Origin of the sequence: Gynuella sunshinyii YC6258 (genome assembly GCF_000940805.1) — a bacterium.
GTDB lineage: Bacteria > Pseudomonadota > Gammaproteobacteria > Pseudomonadales > Natronospirillaceae > Gynuella > Gynuella sunshinyii.
In genome coordinates, this window is sequence record NZ_CP007142.1 from 2,519,818 (window position 1) to 2,536,075 (window position 16,258).

Here is a 16,258-nt window from a genome sequence, read left to right on the forward strand (position 1 = left end):
TTAAAGGCCCAGTTCGTTTAACCCAGGGTGGTCTTCAGGGCGTCGACCCAAAGGCCAGAGAAGTTTTCGTTCTTCCGAGCTGATTGTGTGCTCATTAATACTCGCAATTCTACGGCGCATCAGACCATCATCATCGAACTCCCAGTTTTCATTTCCGTAGGCGCGAAACCATTGTCCGGAATCATCATGGAATTCATAGGCAAAGCGAACCGCTATGCGGTTGCCAGTAAAAGCCCATAGCCCTTTGATAAGTCGGTAGTCGAGTTCGCGGGTCCATTTGCGTATCAGCAATTGCGTTATTTCGTTTCGCCCGACCACGAACTCTGCCCGGTTACGCCATGAACAATTTTCCGTGTAGGCCAGAACGACTTTTCCGGGATCACGAGTATTCCAGGCGTCTTCCGCGAGGCGGATCTTTTTGATGGCAGTTTTTTCATCAAACGGTGGTAAAACAGGATTGGTCATTATGCTTCCTCTATTCAAAAACAAAGGGCAGCGATACGCCGCCCGGACTATTGACTTAAGCGACCATCGTTCTGACGGTTGGAAAGTCGATTTCAGTTCCCAGAACTTCATTCATGTAGTTAGTGAGTGTGTTTACTGCGACGTGGCCCACGATTTCGACGATTTCGGCATCGCTATAACCAGCCGTTCGGACGGTCTGCAAATCGCTTTCAGAAACCTTGCCCCGATGACGCGTAATTTGGGCGGCGAACTCGACGGCTACTGCGGCTTTTGCATCGCCAGAGGAGCCACAGCGATTCGCTTCAATTTCATCTTCGCTAAGTCCTGCCAGGTTAATGCCCAGATAGCGATGGGCGGCGAGACAGTAATTGCAGCCATTGATCTCAGCAACGGCAAGGGCTATACGCTCCCGGGTCTGAGCATTCAGTGAGCCGTTACTGAGAGCACTGTTCAGGTTCAAATAACCTTCAAGCGTTTTTGGACTATTGGCGATAATGCGAAACATATTCGGCACGCTGCCAAGAAGTTTGTTGACCGTTTCCAGAGACTTTTGGGCGGCTTCGGGTGCGGTTTCTATCGATGCCGGGGTTGGTATGCGTGACATGATTAGCTCCTAAGTGTTTTGGATTGGAGAGTGCAGGATACCGTTGATTTAAATATTAATAATTGGACTGAAATTGAATTGTCTATTACAAATACTGGAATAATAAGGGCAATGAGGTTGAGCGGTATTTAATGGATAAACTCGAACTGATGCGTGTGTTTGTTGAGGTTGCAGAATGTCAGAGCTTCGTCGCTGCCAGTCGTAAGCTGGACGTGTCTGCACCCGCTGTAACCCGCTCTGTTGCGCAGCTAGAGCACATGCTGGGGGTGCGCCTGTTTAACAGGACCACTCGTCATGTTCGTCTCACAGACGCCGGAGTCCGGTTTTTTGATGATTCCAGGCGTATTTTGGAAGAGGTAGAGCAGGCTGAGGCCACGGCATCAGGAGGCTACACGGAGCCTAAGGGCGTTTTGTCGGTCACCGCGCCGGTGTTATTCGGGCAGAAACATGTAATGCCTGTGGTGACGGAGTATCTGCAACAGAATCCGGCTGTCACGGTGAATGCGCTGTTTTATGATCGTGTCAGTAATTTGCTGGATGAAGGCCTGGATATCGCCATCAGGATTGGTCACCTTAAGGACTCAAATATATATGCAACCCGGGTTGGTAGTGTTCAGCAGGTCGTATGTGCTTCGCCGGGTTATCTCGAACAACATGGCATTCCCCGCCATCCCTTTGATCTGAAAGATCATGACATTATTCATGCGGCTGCAGTAGAACCCTCGATGACCTGGCGGTTCGAGTCAAACGGACAAAAGATGGCCGTGAAAGTTTCTCCGCGACTGCGTTGCAGTCAAAATGGAGCCGCAATATTAGCTGCCGGGCTAGGGGTTGGGATCACTCGCGTGATGTCTTATCAGGTTGGTGAGGAATTAAAAAACGGTGTATTGGTGCGCATACTGTGCGACTACGAGAGCGAACCGCTTCCGGTCAGCATCATTCATCTTGAAGGGCGGCAGGCCAACGCAAAGATAAGGGCGTTTATTGATTTGGCGGTTGCCCGGTTAAGGGCTAATCCTTACATCGGTCATTGACTCAGGTCTGATATCGTTGTCGAAATGGCCGTTTTACGAGTTTCCTGATGGCCACCAGATGAGCGAAAGAGCTTGCCGGAAAATATGATGTTTGGCTGCATTTATGTGTAATGACTTCCCTTACTTCAGATGTTTTTATGGAAGATTGTCGAGTCAACATCAACCTGATTCTGCCTGGGTATCTGCGTGATAACGTATTCTAAATATCGATCTCCTGAGCCATGGAGTCGTTCTTGGCCGGGTTTGTGTGGACCTGTTTACTCCAGAGCCCTTTTATAGGTAAGTCGTTATGAAAAGCCCCTTCATAGGTAAAAAAACAGTTCCGGAAGGTTTACTTTTGTATTCATCGCGCAGCTGAAAGGCAAATAGTTATGTTTTTGCTTCAAACTTTTAGTAAATCTATTGATCTGATCTGCTGCTCTTGTCAGTATTCCGCCTTTATTTGTTTACGGAGCAGTACATGAAGAGTTTCCTGTCTCGCGGGAAAGCTTTTTCGGTATGGATTCTGGTGTTAATTCTCCAGTCATGTTCATCTCAATATGTCTCCATGGGAGGTAGCGAAGTCTTATCCGACTCTGATCGTTATCAGCAGGAGCGTTATCAGATTAAACAGGATCGCGGACCCGATCAGAAAATTGATGGACACAAGATTGAAGACGTTGTACCTGTCTATGAACCGCGGAGTGCAGCAGGAAACAAAAGCCCTTATACCGTCAGGGGGAAAAAATATTATGTGCTGGACGATCCTGAAGGCTATTCAGAGACGGGTATTGCCAGTTGGTATGGTGTCAAATTTCATGGCCATAAGACCTCTAATGGCGAAATATTTGATATGTACAAGGTTAGTGCCGCACACAAAACCCTGCCAATTCCAAGTTATGTCAAAGTCACCAATCTCGATAATGGTAAGTCGGTCATTGCACGGGTAAATGATCGTGGGCCATTTCACGATGGTCGTCTAATTGATTTGTCATATGCCGGCGCCGTAAAACTCGGCTATGAAAAGCAGGGGACTGCCCGGGTGAAAGTCGAGGCTATTACCCCTGGGTATACTGGAACGCATGAATTTTTCATTCAGGTTGGTGCATTTTCATCAATGGCCAATGCACAGAAACTAAAACAGGAAGTCGAGCTCCATACTAATAGTCAGGTATTTATCGAGAAGACCTCTTTTTATCGTGTCAAAGTGGGACCAATGACTGAACGGCAAGCCAAAAAACTGCAGAAAAAACTGGCTCGCAAGAATATTGGTCCGCCAATTATTGTGCGGTTGTAAAAAGATTCACGGGTGTTTCACCTATTAATTATTAGGTGTTGGGTGAGGCATCGAGAAACTAGAGCTGCAATAATATGTTGGCTTGTTAAAATCACCTGTTTGTATAAACGTTGTATATCACCGGGAAATGGAGATTATGTTCAAATCGATCCTCAATCGAGTTCGTCAAACAGTCGTTATTGGACTGGTCAGTGTTTCTGCCAGCCATGTATTTGCTGCAATCATTCCGGCACCGCCTCAGCTGGCGGCATCATCCTATATTCTTATGGATGCGAACAGCGGCAAGATAATTGTTGCCAATAACGAGCATCAGCAGCTGCCTCCTGCAAGTTTGACCAAATTGTTAACATCCTACATTGTTGAGGAAGAGATTCAGGATGGCCGATTGGCCTTGACAGATAGTGCTCATATCAGCAAAAAAGCATGGGGCTGGGGTGGGTCAAAAATGTTCGTCAAAGTCGACGATGATGTATCCATCGAAGATCTGCTGCGCGGACTGATCATTCAGTCTGGCAATGATGCTGCAATTTCTCTGGCCGAGCATATTGCTGGCTCCGAAGAGGTTTTTGCCGATGTCATGAATCAAACAGCTGAAAAGCTGGGAATGAAAGACTCTCACTTCGTAAACTCTTCCGGCTGGCCGGCTAAAGGGCATTTATCTTCTGCATACGATATGGCCATTCTGGCTAAGGCCATCATTGATGATCATCCTGAGTTTTACCCTATTTATGCTGAAAAGGATTTTACTTATGCCGGCATTAAGCAAAGTAATCGCAATACTCTTTTGTGGCGTGACCCGTCCGTAGATGGATTGAAGACCGGTCATACAGAATCAGCAGGTTACTGCCTGGTGTCTTCTGCCAAGCAGGACGATATGCGCTTGATTGCAGTGGTCATGGGGACAAAAAGTGATGATGCCCGTGAACAGGAAAGTATGAAGCTGCTGACATACGGTTTTCGTTACTATGAAACACATGAACTATACAAAGCCGATACAGCGTTGAATACGTCTCGCATATGGGCCGGATCACAGGATACCATTGACCTCGGACTGGATGCCGATGCGATTGTTACTATTCCTCGGGACTCTCAGTCCAAGCTTGATGCATCATTACAGATTAACCCCGTGATTGAAGCGCCAGTGCGCAAAGGCGATATTCTGGGCAGCCTTGTGGTTAAGATGGATGACGAAGTGGTCTATGAAAAGCCGTTGGTTGCGTTACAGGATGTTGAGCAGGCAGGCTTTTTCAGCCGAATCTTTGATTATATCGCGTTGTTTTTCCATAACCTGTTTAACTGATATATGACTCATGAGTGAACCTGAAGCTCCAAAGATAGAATTTCCCTGTGCCAACTACGTCGTTAAAGTGGTTGGCAGTGATACCGGTTCTTTTCGGGAAGACGTACTCGCAGTGATGCTGAAGTATGATCCTAATCTCGATCAGTCGAGAATCCAGTATCGGCTCAGCAGTAAGGGCACATATCTCTCAATTTCCTATTGGATTACCGCAGAGAGCGAAGCTCAGCTGAAAACCCTGAACGAAGAACTGAGGACCGATACCAGGGTCAAGACGGTGTTGTGATGAGTGAAAATCGGATGATTGTCCGTGACCTTGGCATGGTTGAGTACCTGCCAACATGGAAAGCCATGCAGGACTTTACGTCCACGCGTGATGAAACGACTGAAGATGAAATCTGGTTGCTGGAGCATTATCCGGTGTTCACTCAAGGGCAGGCCGGGAAAGCTGAGCATTTATTGAACCCGGGTGACATTCCGGTGGTTCAGGCTGATCGCGGCGGCCAGGTAACCTATCATGGCCCGGGTCAGCTGGTGGCTTATATACTGATGGACATTCGCCGGTCCCGTATTGGAGTGCGCAACCTGGTGAGCGCTATAGAACAGTCTGTGATTGATACCCTCGCTTTATACGGAATTTCGTCAGCAGCAAAACCTGATGCCCCGGGTGTATATGTCGAAGGGGCGAAAATTGCGTCACTGGGATTGAGGGTTAAGAAAGGATGCTCTTTTCATGGGCTCGGATTTAATCTGGATATGGATCTGGAACCATTTCAGCGAATTAATCCCTGTGGATATTCGGGTATGAATATGACCCAATTGCAGGATTATGTGGAGCGGGTGGATATAAGCCAGGTCAAAAGCCAATGGGTTCGGGCATTTGCCAATTGTCTGGGGTTGGCTGAACGATTGATATTTACCGATATGGTAGAGGAATTAGTAAATGACTGAAAATATAAAGCCTGCTAAAAAAGAAGTGGGCGTTAAGCTTCGCGGTGCGGAAAAAGTATCCCGTATTCCGGTAAAAATCATCCCGACTGAAGACCTTCCCCGTAAACCAGAATGGATCAAAGTTCGCTTGGGTAGCAATGCTGAAGTGACCCGGATCAAAGACCAGTTGCGTCATCATAAACTGCACTCTGTCTGTGAAGAGGCGTCTTGCCCGAACCTGGGTGAATGCTTTAGCAAGGGGACTGCCACCTTTATGATCATGGGCGATATCTGTACCCGGAGATGTCCATTTTGTGATGTTGCCCATGGTCGACCAAAACCACTGGCAGAAAATGAGCCCCTTGAGTTGGCTCAGGCAATTGCAGACATGAAGTTGAAGTATGTGGTCATTACTTCGGTTGATCGCGATGATCTCAGAGATGGCGGTGCCATGCATTTCAATCTCTGTATAGAAGAAACCCGTAAACTGAGCCCGGATATCGTCATTGAGACCTTGGTGCCGGACTATCGTGGTCGTCTCGAAGTGGCTGTAGACATCATGGCTCAGGAAGCGCCGGATGTTTTAAACCACAACCTCGAAACCGTACCGAGGCTTTATAAACAGGTTCGGCCTGGAGCTGATTACCAGCACTCTCTGGATTTGTTAAAAGCCTTTAAAGCCAAACGCCCTGATGTCAAAACCAAGTCCGGACTCATGGTCGGGATTGGGGAAGAGCTCGACGAAGTGAAAGCGGTAATGCGGGATTTGCGTGCTCACGATGTTGATATGGTGACGATTGGTCAGTATCTGCAACCTTCCCGTTATCATTTAAAGGTTGAGCGGTTTGTAACTCCAGCCGAGTTCAAGGAACTGGAAGACTATGGTTATGAGCTTGGTTTTGTGAACGTTGCCAGTGGACCTCTGGTGCGCTCTTCTTACCACGCAGATAAACAGGCCGCAGGCGAAAAAATCGTTTGATCCGAACTTTGATCTGAAGTTAATTCAGGTCAAGTGTTTCCGCAGAATGATCTGGCATCCTAGGCTCTGCCCCATTTGAGACGATTGCCAATGTCCGCTGCGGTTTTTGTTTCCACCCAGACCATGTCAGAGCTGTCCATGTTGAACCGATATCTGGACAGCCTGACCACGCCGATAGATTCCAATCTGGAAGATGTAATTCTCAGTAGCGCGCTGTATCGCATTATGATTGATGATCAGGCAGCCGGTTTGTTTGCGGTAAACGATTCGACCCGATTAACCCTATTCTGGTTGGAGCGGCCGTTTCTTTCATATGCCAGTGATGTGTTTCAGCAGGTTTGTGTTGAATATCGAATAGAAAACATTCTGGTTTCCACCAGCGAAACCTTGTTGTTATCGCTTGCGATGGATTATCAAAAACATGTTACTTCCAAAGGCCACTGTTTTGCATTTTTGGGTGAGACGTTAGAACGTCATCCTGGTGATGGTCTGACTCTAGCGGAGGCGGTGGCAGCAGACTTACCATTGATCAGGCAGTATAGCGGTCATTTTTTCAATCAACTGGAAAGCAATGTGGCAAATCATGAGATTTATCTTGCCCGTTGGGTAGGAGAGTTGATTGGTTTTGGCATTATTGAGCATAGCCGCATATCCCGCTACTTTGCGAGTGTGGGGATGTTTGTGTTGGAGCAGCACCGTGGTTCAGGCTATGGCGCAAAGATCGTCGCTGAGCTCATCAGACGTAATAACATCAATCAGTTGCAGACAGTGGCATGTTGTCGGGCGGATAACGTTGCATCTATCCACTCTCTTACCAGTGCTGGATTGGCAAGCGTTTCAAGGTTGATTCAGATAGACTTGTAGTTTTTAACTTAATCTTTAGAAACTTATGTCTTTAACAAATTTACTGGCCGAGCTCGAGAATGAGCTGAAAACACTGGACTACTGGCAATCTTTTCCCCCCGATCCCCTCGCACTTATGAGTGAACAACCATTTTGTGTTGATACAATGGAATTGCATCAATGGTTGCAATTTGTCTTTATCGCCAGACTAAATGCCTTGCTGGAGGGTAATCTGCCATTACCATCCGCCAGTGGTGTTTATCCTATGGCAGAGCAGGTATTTGGGGAAGATGACCGGCATGAGCGTTTGTTAAAGATTATTGATGCAATTGATGGTGTGTTGGGAAGGGCTTCCCAGTAGTAAGCGGACATCTGTGAGATGTCCGTTTTTGTCCTGCATGCAAACTTAAGCGAAGTTGTTACCTGCAAATTCCCAGTTAACCAGTTTCCAGAACGCGTCCATGTAGCTTGGGCGCGCATTGCGGTAATCGATGTAATATGCATGTTCCCAAACGTCAACAGTCAGCAGAGCAGTGACACTGTCATCCGTCAGCGGGCAACCGGCGTTGCTGGTGTTCATGATGTCTACCGAACCATCAGCTTTTTTTACCAGCCAGGTCCAGCCGGAACCAAAGTTATTAACCGCACTGTTGGTGAACTCTTCTTTGAACTTGTCGAAAGAACCCCATTTCGCAGTGATGGCATCTGCCAGCGCGCCAGTTGGCTCGCCGCCACCGTTGGGGCTCAGGCAGTTCCAGTAAAAGGTGTGGTTCCATACCTGGGCGGCATTGTTAAAGACACCACCGGTGGACGCCTTGACGATCTCTTCCAGGCTTTTGCCGGCCATATCAGTGCCTTCGATCAGGCCGTTCAGCTTAACCACATACGTGTTGTGGTGTTTGCCATAATGGAATTCCAGAGTTTCTTCAGAAATATGAGGAGCCAGCGCATTTTTTGCGTATGGCAAAGCAGGTAGTTCGATTGTCATAGTATTTTTTCCTGTGTTAGTCGGAGTGAAAAAATAGACTCAGGCCCTTAAGTAGGGATACCTTTTATGGTTTTCAATGTTTTACATATTTATTGGTAGGCTATGGTTACTAGACGGTAATGGAGTATGGTTGCTAATTGGCCTGGTCTGCGTATTCGCACAAGGTGAACCTCTTTTCATTTTGGAGGTGTCCTGAGCTTAGGCAATTTTGCATTGTCAGGTTTCACTTTATAATGATGCCCCCATAGTTAATCTATCAGTATTTGGAGATCGTGAATGAATCGTCCCAGTGGGCCAAAACAAAATATGGATGAATTACCAAGTCTGGTGCCCGATCGTGACGAGATTGTCAGCCGTCAGCGTTCGCTGAAATCATCCAGGAGTAAGCCTGGTCAGGCAGCCAAGCCGGCCGATAAAAAGACGGGCACGGGTTTCTTGTGGTTTTGGGTCGTATTATTGATAACGGTGAATACTGGTTTGGGATGGTGGTGTTTTCAGCTTTATAGCAAACTTGAGCAGGCGGGAAGCGATAGAGCGATTCTGACCGCCCGGGTTGAGGCGATGGAACAACAGATGTCTGCAACAGATGAAAACCTGGTCCTGAACGAAACCAGTTTGCAGAATCGGTTTTCCAATATTATGGCTGAGATTCGAAAGCTGTGGGATGTATCAAATAAGCGAAACAAGGCTTGGATTCAAACCAATCAGGAAGATATCAAAAACATCATAGAGGGTAATAAACAGGCAGATAAGTCGCTGACGGCAATATTGGAACAACTGGCTCCACTCAAAGAGCAATTGAATACACAGCAGACGACAGTAGTGGATTTACAGTCACTGAGTCAGGAGGCAAAAATTGGTCTTGAGGCGCTGAAGAAAAATCTGAATGACCTGCAGAAGCAGTATGAAGCTGCCAACGCCCGAATGGACGAACTGGCCTTGGGTCAGCAACTGTTGTCTGATCAGTCACAGTTAGAGCCAAGAATTTCCAGTCTTGAACAAAAAGAAAAAAGTATGAGTCTGGATCTGGAGTCAATCAGCACCAGTCGTACACAAGTCAGTGCAAGATTGGTAAGCCTGCAGAATCAAATAAAAGCGCTGGAGCAGCAAATTCTAGAGCTTAAAGGCACGCCTTAGAGGTTGTTTTTTGAGGCAAGAAAAAGCCCTTACAATGTAAGGGCAGTTAGCAGCAGAGATGGTTGAGTCTGTTTATGATGTGCCTGGCAGCAAGCTAATTTTTCAGCTCAACTTCTAGTTTATGAACCATTTTTTCGATGTTGGTTATCCGGTTAATAAGATCGTCTTGTAGACAAAAGCGTTTCTTTTCTATTTTTTGAGCCAGATGGTTCCAGCTTAAAATGGCTGTCACCAAATTTTTCTTTCGCGGTCCGGTCGCATGGCAATTCGAACATTCAACATTAAATGAAAACAAATGTTGAGTTGTTCTAACAAAATGGCTGTGACAGAAAGGGCATTCTTTTATTTCAGCGCCCATGTTCGTTCCCTCTGTAGCCTTTGTCGATATTCATTATCACTATCATTCCGGAGATCTACTGAATCAAGCTTAGTACTATATATAGTATTTGCAACCATCCGGCTGACTAAAATATCCATATTTGGTGTTTAAAATTTAAACAGCTAACTATATGTGCATTGTATGAATAAACAGGTATTTAATTTTTTTTCTAGAAAAATTATTTAACTGTTTGATTTTGAAATATTTTTTCAATTTTTCCGTTTGTTGGTTCCAGTAACCGTTTACATAAAAGATAAAGCGATAACACTTTGTGCATATTTGTAATTTTTTGTTTTCTAATATGATGGCTTGGGATTATTCGTCAGTTTTTAATGATTGATTGAAGATAATCGCTAACGTGTTTGATAAATAGCCGTGGTTTTTCGGCATGTAGCCAGTGTCCTGCATCGGCAATGATCTTAAGGGTTGTATCAGGAAACCTCTGTTCAATAGCGTCTTTGTCCTGCGGTAGAATGTAATTTGAGCGAGCACCTTTTAAAAAAAGAGTATTGGACAAATATGGTCCGGTAGCGGGAGGTATCTGCAGGAGATTGTCGTAGTCTCGAAACAGAGTGTTCAGGTTAAAACGCCATTGGAACTGATTATCATCAGTCAGATAGAGACTTTTCAGCAGAAATTGCCGGGTGGTCACATCGTTCACGAAATCACTTAGTATCAGATCGGCTTCTTTTCGGTTTTTTAAATTGCTCAACGGAATTGAACGCAAACCTTCAAAGATATCGGTGTGGTGAGCGGTATAATGTCTTGGTGCAATATCCGCAATAATAACACCTGAGTAGGCTTCTGGTCGGCTGAGGCTCAATTGCATGGCAACCTTCCCGCCCATACTGTGACCAAGAATGACAAGGCGTTCCAGTTTGAGAAAGGCAATGAGTTGTTCAATATCGTTTGCCATCGCTACATAGTTCATTTCGTCGCTGTGAAATGATTGCCCGTGATTGCGCATATCGACGCTGATTACCCGGTAGGAGTCGGAAAAGTGTTTGGTCAGAGAATTCCAATTATCGCTTGATCCGAAGAGACCATGCATGACAATGAGGGCAGGCCCCTGTCCTTGTTCACGATAAAAAAGCATTGCTAAATCCAGATGACTCGTAAGAAAATCCGCGCAGTCTAACACCTATCCTCAGGATACAAAATGGAATGTCGTGCCGGCTGCGGAGCCTGCTGTATTGCACCCTCGATCAGTCAACCCTTTTTTGGAATGCCGGCAGGTAAGCCAGCTGGTACTCGCTGCGCTCACCTTAATACCGAAAACTTATGTGCGTTATTTGGGAAGCCTGAACGTCCTCATTTTTGCGCCGTCTTCACTGCTGAGCCGGAATTTTGCGGAACGAATGGTAAGGAGGCGCTGCTCATTCTTGCAGAAATAGAGGATCAGACAAAAACTTCCTGAGCTTGTTGCGCCTCGGAAATAATTTCTTGAATCTGTTCTGATTCTGGGTCAGGTTCGATCCCTATAGCCGTGAATGCCGGGACGATTTTCCAGTCAACCCGGGCCAGCAGGTTTTTCTGACCATAATAGTGAATCAGACTTGCTAGGCGGATGATTTCTGTATAGCCAACGGTGCTAACAGGCGCTTTAAAGTTTTGATAGGATTTAGCCACATCTTGAACAGCTTCAGGAAAATCCCATTTTTTCAAAATCATCACGGTAATGTCGGGATGCAGGATGGTGATGATTTTATCGAGGGATATCCCGTCACGAATTAAATCATCCCGTTCCTCGGCAAATGTCAAAATGGGTAAAACTCCAAGCTTATGAACCAGGGCGCAGAGCGTTACTTCATCTGCCGGAATACGAGTAAATTTCTGTGCCAATACATGGCTAATGGAGGCGATTTGTGTGGTACTACTCCAGGTAGCACGCATACGCTGATCAATGATATCGGACGTTGCCTGAAACATTTGCTCCATCGCTAGCCCAATAGCCAGATTTGCGGTGTAGTTCATGCCCAGGCGGGATACCGCCATAGATAAATCTTTTACTTCTTGTGGGGCTCGGAGCAGTGGGCTGTTGGTTACCTTAATAATCCTGGCAGTCAGAGCGGCATCCTGACTGATTACTTTAACCAGCTCGGAAATGCTTGCCTCAGGGTCCTCTGCTTTTTCTCTGACTTTCAGTGCCACCTCTGGCAGTGTTGGTAAAGTCAGCTGGTCTGTTTCAATTGCCTGGAAAATTTCTGTTCTGACAGTATCAAGTAACTTCGACATATATTGCCCTATGCTTATTCTGGTTTTGGTGGTGCCTATCGCTATTGCTGAAGGTTTGATCCAATTGCCCTGGTATGGTGACTGATTGACCTCGCTTAACTGTGTGGCGAGAGCTGATGTTCTAAACAGTATAGGGCAGCTTCTGGAAAGTCATGACCTGAGGTATATTTTCTTTGGTCTGTGCCTCACTTTTTTTATCAATATTGATCAATACCAGTACATGGGTATTGCAGCTGTTGACAATCTGACCCAGTTTTTGCCCATCCTGGTTTACCACAAGAGTGCCGGAAGCGACCGGGTGATCGGGCAATACTGCAGGTAGACACCAGCTTTTCACCTGGCCTTTATATTGGGTTCTGGCAACAATCTCCTGGCCAGTGTAACAGCCTTTCTTGAAACTGATTCCACCAATTGCCTGTAAATTTATATTTTGTGGGATGCAGATATCAATCATTTCTCGGGTGAGCCATGGAAGACCCTGTTGAATATCTCCAATCTCCCATTCGGTAGCTGCTTGGCTATCCTCATGAATCAACATTGTTTTAGGCAGTAACGCCATAGTACGTTGACCGGGCCAGCTACAGTAAATTGCGTCGTCGATACGATTAAGAGTATGAGCCTGACTTGTCTTGAACAAGCCTGTAACCATAGTTTCGGTGTTATGAGTCAGAGTAACCTTGTAAAACACGGCATACTTTTTCAAGGTTGTTAATGCATGCTCCATGACTGACTGGTGGCAAACCAGATAAATGACATCGTTAGTCTCACCGAAGAGGGCGATGAAGTTCATGTAAACCCGGCCCTTGGGAGTGCAAAAGGCACCATGCCGAAACTCTTCGTTATGAAGGGTGCTGAAGTCCTGTGTTGACTGTCCCTGAAGGAACTTCACAGCATCAGGACCCTGAACAGTCATGACGCCAAGGTGTGGTAATGCAAAAAAACCTGATGGATCTATTTGATGGGACATCGAAACTTGGCGCTCGCTACGGTTATAATGATCAGCTTTAGTATGGGCGAGTATAAAAATTCAAATGGCTAATGACGACAACCTGAACAAATTATTCTGGCATAGCCGCCGCGGTATGCTTGAGCTGGATTTGGTTTTATTGCCTTTTCTGGAAAAGCACTATCAGCATATTTCTGACCAAAACAAAGAGTACTATGCCGAGCTGTTGAAATGTGAGGATCAGGATTTGTTTTCCTGGTTTTTGTCCCGACAGAAGCCTGAAGACCCCAGGTTAAAGCAAATTGTGGATGTTATTCTTGAGCACCACCAGCCCGATTGACCTGAAAATCAAACCGTCCCGGTGGATGAAACGCTGGATCTATCTGCTGCTTATTGTTTGTCTGATGGTATTGGCTCAACTGTCTCAACGTTGGACTGGCTATTTGGTGCTGATGTTTCCGCTTGGTTGGTATATAGGTCGTTTATATTTACGTTGGGTGGTTCTGAACGATGAAACATCCATTGTTCGAATCATTTTGGAAGGTCGCGACCTGCGCTGTATGACCAGTGCGGGTAGCAGCTTTGAAGGAAGACTTGTAGGGCAGCAATGGCTCAGTCGCTGGCTCATTGTTTTACGATATCGGGATGAACAGGGCAAGTCGTATCACTTGCCCATTTTTCAGGATGCTGCCGGTACGCAGGAGTTTCATCAGTTGTTGGTCGCGCTGAAGATCATGCCGACATCCAGTTAAACTGACGGCGTTAGTACCGTATCTTTCGTTTCAGGCAGCATGTCGGGGTAGTCGAGGGTGTAGTTGAGCCCGCGGCTTTCACGGCGTTCCATGGCTGAACGAATGATCAGTTCGGCAACCATTACCAGATTCCTAAGTTCCAGTAAGTCGTTGGAGACTTTGTAATTGGAATAGTATTCTCGGATTTCCTCTTGCAGAACTTGTACCCGGTGCAGCGCCCGTTGCAGGCGTTTATTGGTTCTGACGATACCGACATAGTCCCACATAAAGCGTCTTACTTCGTCCCAGTTGTGGGAAATAACCACATCCTCATCCGAGTCAGTTACCTGGCTGTCATCCCAGGCAGGGATTTCCAGGTCCAGTTTGGGAACGTTCTGAGTCAGAATGTCGTCCACAGCAGCCATGGCGAATACGAAGCATTCCAGCAATGAGTTGCTGGCCAGCCGATTGGCACCGTGCAACCCTGTGTGGGCGCATTCGCCAATGGCATACAGGTTCGCCATATTGGTTCTGCCTGCAAGGTCAGTTTTGATGCCGCCGCAGGTGTAGTGGGCGGCCGGCACGACTGGAATGGGCTGTTGAGTAATATCTATGCCGTATTTCAGGCAGCGACTATAAATTGTAGGAAAGTGCTCTTTGATAAAATCGGCAGGTTTGTGGCTGATGTCGAGAAATACATGGTCGACCCCCAGACGTTTGATCTCGTGATCAATTGCCCTGGCTACAATGTCTCTTGGTGCCAGCTCAAGGCGTTTGTCAAAACGGTGCATGAACGGTTCGCCGTTTGGTAACAACAGCCGACCACCTTCTCCGCGAACTGCCTCGGAAATTAGAAACGATTTTGCATGGGGATGATAGAGGCAGGTCGGATGGAATTGATTGAACTCCATGTTGGCAACCTGACATCCTGCCCTCCAGGCCATTGCAATACCATCACCCGATGTTCCATCTGGGTTTGAGGTGTATAAGTAAGCCTTCGCTGACCCGCCCGTGGCCAGGATAACGTGGGGTGCCCGGAATGTAACCACTTCACCGGAAGTCTGATTAAGTATGTAAGCACCAATACAGCGTTGTTCTGACAGCCCTAGCTTGTGCGTGCTGATCAAGTCAACGGCAGTATGTTTTTCGAAGATCGTGACGTTTTTACATTGCCGAACTTTATTTGTCAGTGTTTCTGCAATTGCCCAACCGGTCGCATCAGCAGCGTGAATGATGCGACGGTGACTGTGTCCCCCTTCCCGGTGAAGGTGGAATGGAAACTCTTGGGTATGATGTTCGAATTCGGGGTTGGCGGTAAAAGGTACACCTTGTTCGATGAGCCACTGAATGGCTTTTTCGCTGTGTTCCACTGTGAAACGGACGGCCTCTTCATTACATAGGCCTGCGCCGGCGGTAAGAGTATCCTGTACATGCGCGTCAACAGAATCTAGTCTGTCCAGGACTGCTGCGACACCTCCCTGGGCCCATTGCGTTGAGCCGCTTTGGAGTTCTCCTTTGCTGATAACAGCTACGTTCCATTGTTGAGGGAGCCTCAGTGCCGCCGTTAGGCCAGCTGCACCTGTACCGATTATTAACGCGTCAAAAAACTGGATCATGCAAAGTAATTCCATACCACATAAGTGATGAAAGTATACAAAGTTCAACACTATTAATGCAGCATCCCGGATCAACTCAAATTCATTTATTACGATTTGATGGAACTTTTTCTGGTAACTAGAGTCATATAAAACAGTGTCAAACAACATTGAGATAAGTGAATAATGGATGAGGGAGCTAGTCAGAGCGTCAGCCATAACGCAGATCTGATCCTTGTCAGGCGTGCACAAAAAGGTGATATAAGAGCCTTTGATCTGCTGGTTTTCAAATACCAGAACAAGGTGGCGGCACTCATCAGTCGCCTTGTCGGTGACCCTCATGAGGTGCAGGATCTGACTCAGGAAACTTTGATTAAAGCATATCGGGGACTCGCGTCATTTCGTTCTGACAGTGCATTTTATACCTGGTTGTATCGTATCGCTGTGAACACAGCAAAAAACCACCTGACGACACAACAGGCACGATACTACCGTCAAGGCGTATCACTTGATCAGGCTGAGCAGCTCGACCAGGACAGCCATTGGTTGCAGGATGAGACGACACCAGAAAACAGCCTGTCAGGACAGCGGCTGAATTCTGCTATTCATCAGGCCATTAAGGAGTTGCCGGATGAGTTACGCATGACATTGCAGTTACGCGAATTTGACGGGCTGAGTTATGAAGAAATATCGACAGTACTGGAAAGTCCTGTTGGCACAATACGAAGTCGTATATTCAGAGCGAGAGAGGCTGTGGATAAAAAAATACGGCCATTGATGATGAACACTGTTCAAATGAAGGCATGAGTTAGGTTGAGG

The 16,258-nt window shown here is 46.6% G+C and carries 21 protein-coding genes; 13 read left to right on the forward strand and 8 right to left on the reverse strand.

Annotation, left to right across the window (positions count from 1 at the left end; translation table 11 throughout):
• The gene (locus YC6258_RS10955) at window positions 1-465 is read right to left on the reverse strand and encodes a nuclear transport factor 2 family protein (RefSeq protein WP_044617029.1); all 465 of its coding nucleotides are present in this window, start codon (window positions 463-465) and stop codon (window positions 1-3) included.
• A gap of 55 nt (window positions 466-520) precedes the next feature.
• A complete protein-coding gene (locus YC6258_RS10960) occupies window positions 521-1,069 on the reverse strand; it encodes a carboxymuconolactone decarboxylase family protein (protein WP_044617030.1) in 549 nt (182 codons plus the stop codon).
• 131 nt (window positions 1,070-1,200) lie between these two features.
• Between YC6258_RS10960 and YC6258_RS10965 the strand changes: the two genes are divergently transcribed.
• The 8 genes from YC6258_RS10965 to YC6258_RS11000 all read left to right on the forward strand — a co-directional run bounded on the left by YC6258_RS10965 (window position 1,201) and on the right by YC6258_RS11000 (window position 7,789).
• The gene (locus YC6258_RS10965; RefSeq protein WP_044617031.1) at window positions 1,201-2,103 is read left to right on the forward strand and encodes a LysR family transcriptional regulator; all 903 of its coding nucleotides are present in this window, start codon (window positions 1,201-1,203) and stop codon (window positions 2,101-2,103) included.
• Window positions 2,104-2,563: 460 nt separating this feature from the next.
• Entirely contained in the window at window positions 2,564-3,379 is an 816-nt protein-coding gene (locus tag YC6258_RS10970; protein ID WP_281176343.1) for a septal ring lytic transglycosylase RlpA family protein, read from the forward strand.
• Between the two features lie 136 nt (window positions 3,380-3,515).
• Window positions 3,516-4,679 (forward strand): D-alanyl-D-alanine carboxypeptidase family protein, encoded by a 1,164-nt coding sequence (locus tag YC6258_RS10975; protein ID WP_044617032.1) that lies wholly within the window; start codon window positions 3,516-3,518, stop codon window positions 4,677-4,679.
• A 10-nt stretch (window positions 4,680-4,689) separates the two neighbouring features.
• The gene (locus YC6258_RS10980; protein ID WP_044617033.1) at window positions 4,690-4,962 is read left to right on the forward strand and encodes a YbeD family protein; all 273 of its coding nucleotides are present in this window, start codon (window positions 4,690-4,692) and stop codon (window positions 4,960-4,962) included.
• Window positions 4,962-5,627: a lipoyl(octanoyl) transferase LipB gene (lipB, locus tag YC6258_RS10985; RefSeq protein WP_044617034.1), complete on the forward strand. Its 666-nt coding sequence runs from the start codon at window positions 4,962-4,964 to the stop codon at window positions 5,625-5,627. Before YC6258_RS10980 ends, lipB begins: the two co-directional genes overlap by 1 nt.
• Window positions 5,620-6,585, forward strand: coding sequence for a lipoyl synthase (gene lipA, locus YC6258_RS10990; RefSeq protein ID WP_044617035.1), 966 nt, complete (start codon window positions 5,620-5,622; stop codon window positions 6,583-6,585). The genes lipB and lipA overlap by 8 nt, the downstream gene beginning before the upstream one ends.
• Before the next feature lie 90 nt (window positions 6,586-6,675).
• Window positions 6,676-7,449 (forward strand): GNAT family N-acetyltransferase, encoded by a 774-nt coding sequence (locus YC6258_RS10995; protein WP_044617036.1) that lies wholly within the window; start codon window positions 6,676-6,678, stop codon window positions 7,447-7,449.
• Between the two features lie 25 nt (window positions 7,450-7,474).
• On the forward strand, window positions 7,475-7,789 hold the full coding sequence (locus tag YC6258_RS11000) for a YqcC family protein (RefSeq protein WP_044617037.1): 315 nt from the start codon (window positions 7,475-7,477) through the stop codon (window positions 7,787-7,789).
• A gap of 45 nt (window positions 7,790-7,834) precedes the next feature.
• On the opposite strand, the gene YC6258_RS11005 is transcribed toward YC6258_RS11000, so the two are convergent.
• The gene (locus YC6258_RS11005) at window positions 7,835-8,416 is read right to left on the reverse strand and encodes a superoxide dismutase (RefSeq protein WP_044617038.1); all 582 of its coding nucleotides are present in this window, start codon (window positions 8,414-8,416) and stop codon (window positions 7,835-7,837) included.
• 276 nt (window positions 8,417-8,692) lie between these two features.
• Between YC6258_RS11005 and YC6258_RS11010 the strand changes: the two genes are divergently transcribed.
• Window positions 8,693-9,553 carry a hypothetical protein gene (locus YC6258_RS11010; RefSeq protein ID WP_044617039.1) on the forward strand — a complete coding sequence of 287 codons (861 nt, stop codon included), beginning with the start codon at window positions 8,693-8,695 and terminating at the stop codon, window positions 9,551-9,553.
• A gap of 94 nt (window positions 9,554-9,647) precedes the next feature.
• On the opposite strand, the gene YC6258_RS11015 is transcribed toward YC6258_RS11010, so the two are convergent.
• Window positions 9,648-9,911, reverse strand: a complete 264-nt coding sequence (locus YC6258_RS11015) for a Lar family restriction alleviation protein (RefSeq protein WP_044617040.1) — start codon at window positions 9,909-9,911, stop codon at window positions 9,648-9,650.
• 343 nt (window positions 9,912-10,254) lie between these two features.
• Entirely contained in the window at window positions 10,255-11,028 is a 774-nt protein-coding gene (locus YC6258_RS11020) for an alpha/beta fold hydrolase (protein WP_044617041.1), read from the reverse strand.
• Window positions 11,029-11,091: 63 nt separating this feature from the next.
• Between YC6258_RS11020 and YC6258_RS30930 the strand changes: the two genes are divergently transcribed.
• Complete coding sequence (locus YC6258_RS30930) at window positions 11,092-11,349, forward strand: YkgJ family cysteine cluster protein (RefSeq protein WP_044617042.1); 258 nt, start codon at window positions 11,092-11,094, stop codon at window positions 11,347-11,349.
• On the opposite strand, the gene YC6258_RS11030 is transcribed toward YC6258_RS30930, so the two are convergent.
• Together YC6258_RS11030 and ygfZ are read right to left on the reverse strand one after the other, a co-directional pair.
• A complete protein-coding gene (locus YC6258_RS11030; RefSeq protein ID WP_044617043.1) occupies window positions 11,331-12,167 on the reverse strand; it encodes an HDOD domain-containing protein in 837 nt (278 codons plus the stop codon). The two genes, YC6258_RS30930 and YC6258_RS11030, sit on opposite strands and share 19 nt — an antisense overlap.
• Window positions 12,168-12,288: 121 nt before the next feature.
• Window positions 12,289-13,134 (reverse strand): CAF17-like 4Fe-4S cluster assembly/insertion protein YgfZ, encoded by an 846-nt coding sequence (gene ygfZ / locus YC6258_RS11035; protein WP_082070653.1) that lies wholly within the window; start codon window positions 13,132-13,134, stop codon window positions 12,289-12,291.
• Window positions 13,135-13,198: 64 nt separating this feature from the next.
• Here ygfZ and YC6258_RS11040 point away from each other — a divergent pair, with 64 nt between their 5' ends.
• A complete protein-coding gene (locus tag YC6258_RS11040; RefSeq protein WP_044617045.1) occupies window positions 13,199-13,453 on the forward strand; it encodes an FAD assembly factor SdhE in 255 nt (84 codons plus the stop codon).
• Window positions 13,431-13,865: a protein YgfX gene (locus tag YC6258_RS11045; protein ID WP_144407614.1), complete on the forward strand. Its 435-nt coding sequence runs from the start codon at window positions 13,431-13,433 to the stop codon at window positions 13,863-13,865. The genes YC6258_RS11040 and YC6258_RS11045 overlap by 23 nt, the downstream gene beginning before the upstream one ends.
• Here the strand turns inward: YC6258_RS11045 and nadB are convergent.
• A complete protein-coding gene (gene nadB, locus YC6258_RS11050; RefSeq protein WP_044617047.1) occupies window positions 13,862-15,460 on the reverse strand; it encodes an L-aspartate oxidase in 1,599 nt (532 codons plus the stop codon). The two genes, YC6258_RS11045 and nadB, sit on opposite strands and share 4 nt — an antisense overlap.
• A gap of 165 nt (window positions 15,461-15,625) precedes the next feature.
• Between nadB and rpoE the strand changes: the two genes are divergently transcribed.
• Window positions 15,626-16,246 carry an RNA polymerase sigma factor RpoE gene (gene rpoE, locus YC6258_RS11055; RefSeq protein ID WP_044617048.1) on the forward strand — a complete coding sequence of 207 codons (621 nt, stop codon included), beginning with the start codon at window positions 15,626-15,628 and terminating at the stop codon, window positions 16,244-16,246.
• The last annotated feature ends 12 nt before the right edge of the window (window positions 16,247-16,258 follow it).